This window comes from Sulfolobus sp. B1 (assembly GCF_007050195.1).
Classification (GTDB): Archaea; Thermoproteota; Thermoprotei_A; order Sulfolobales; family Sulfolobaceae; genus Saccharolobus.
This window is the reverse complement of the sequence record NZ_QIMI01000297.1, coordinates 1-891: the sequence shown is the minus strand read 5'-3', so window position 1 is coordinate 891 and position 891 is coordinate 1. Positions and strand designations below refer to the sequence as shown.

The following is an 891-nucleotide window of genomic DNA, read 5'->3' as shown; positions in this document are numbered from 1 at the left end:
TACTCTAATTAAGATTGATATTAATGATAGTCCTAGAATTAGAGGTAAATCGATAATCGTAGTTTTAGGTAGGTATCTTCTCACTTGTTTAGCTGATTGCATAACTGAGAAGAGTAATACACTTATAATATTATTAAGCTTATTCCAAATCACTATCATGTTAATAGCAAAGATTATTAGTTAAAGCATTCATAAAATAAAGTATTTGGATATATCTACATTGTTTTTATTAAACCTTTAGTTTTTAAATTCTACCTAAATTGCCTTTTTCAGACTATCTATGTGTTGCAAAGTGATGATAGCCTCGCCATTTATGGCGAGAGGAAGTCAGAAAGTGAAGTATAGTTTTATATCGACGTTTTTTATGTATAAAGCTTAGAGTCTGTTACTGATACCTAATTTCTCAACGTCCTAGACAAGCATGACTTAATTTATGCCTTATGTGATTATAAATACTTTTGTTGAAGAGAGAACTATTTTTAATGATAGTTATAAGTTGGGGACGATGATCAGAAACGGCGTTCTATTCGGCATTACAATAATTCTTATTGACATTCTCATGATATATTTCCTTATTTATTCACCTTTTACTGACTTTCCTCTTCCAGTTTATATTTCTCTCTCGTCAGGTCCTATTTACAAATTTGATCCTTTAGTTTATGCTAAAGATTTTCCAGTTTCGATTAATGAAAGTTCCTTAACATCTAGTAACCCTTATTACATCTTTATTTATAACTCTTCAGGTAAGCCTATTGAGGATGAGATCTTACACTTACTTTCCTTGAATGCCAGTTTAATATCGCCGTCTGCTTACTGGACTATAGCAAATCTTGCCGGCTTCAATGAGAACTTTTTCTCCCTCTTTTACAGCCTTATCTATAGCTAACATGG

At 31.5% G+C, this 891-nt stretch carries 2 protein-coding genes; both read left to right on the top strand.

Annotated elements, in window-relative coordinates:
• Nucleotides 1–184: hypothetical protein (locus DMP16_RS11145; RefSeq protein ID WP_185957871.1), on the top strand; the 184-nt coding region annotated here is incomplete at its 5' end.
• A gap of 321 nt (nt 185–505) precedes the next feature.
• On the top strand, nt 506–886 hold the full coding sequence (locus tag DMP16_RS10295; RefSeq protein WP_143577224.1) for a hypothetical protein: 381 nt from the start codon (nt 506–508) through the stop codon (nt 884–886).
• Nucleotides 887–891: the final 5 nt, after the last annotated feature.

What these genes read in the sequence shown, in the direction of transcription:
- DMP16_RS10295 (WP_143577224.1), top strand. Translation starts at nt 506, where the DNA reads ATGATCAGAAACGGCGTTCTATTCGGCATTACAATAATTCTTATTGAC.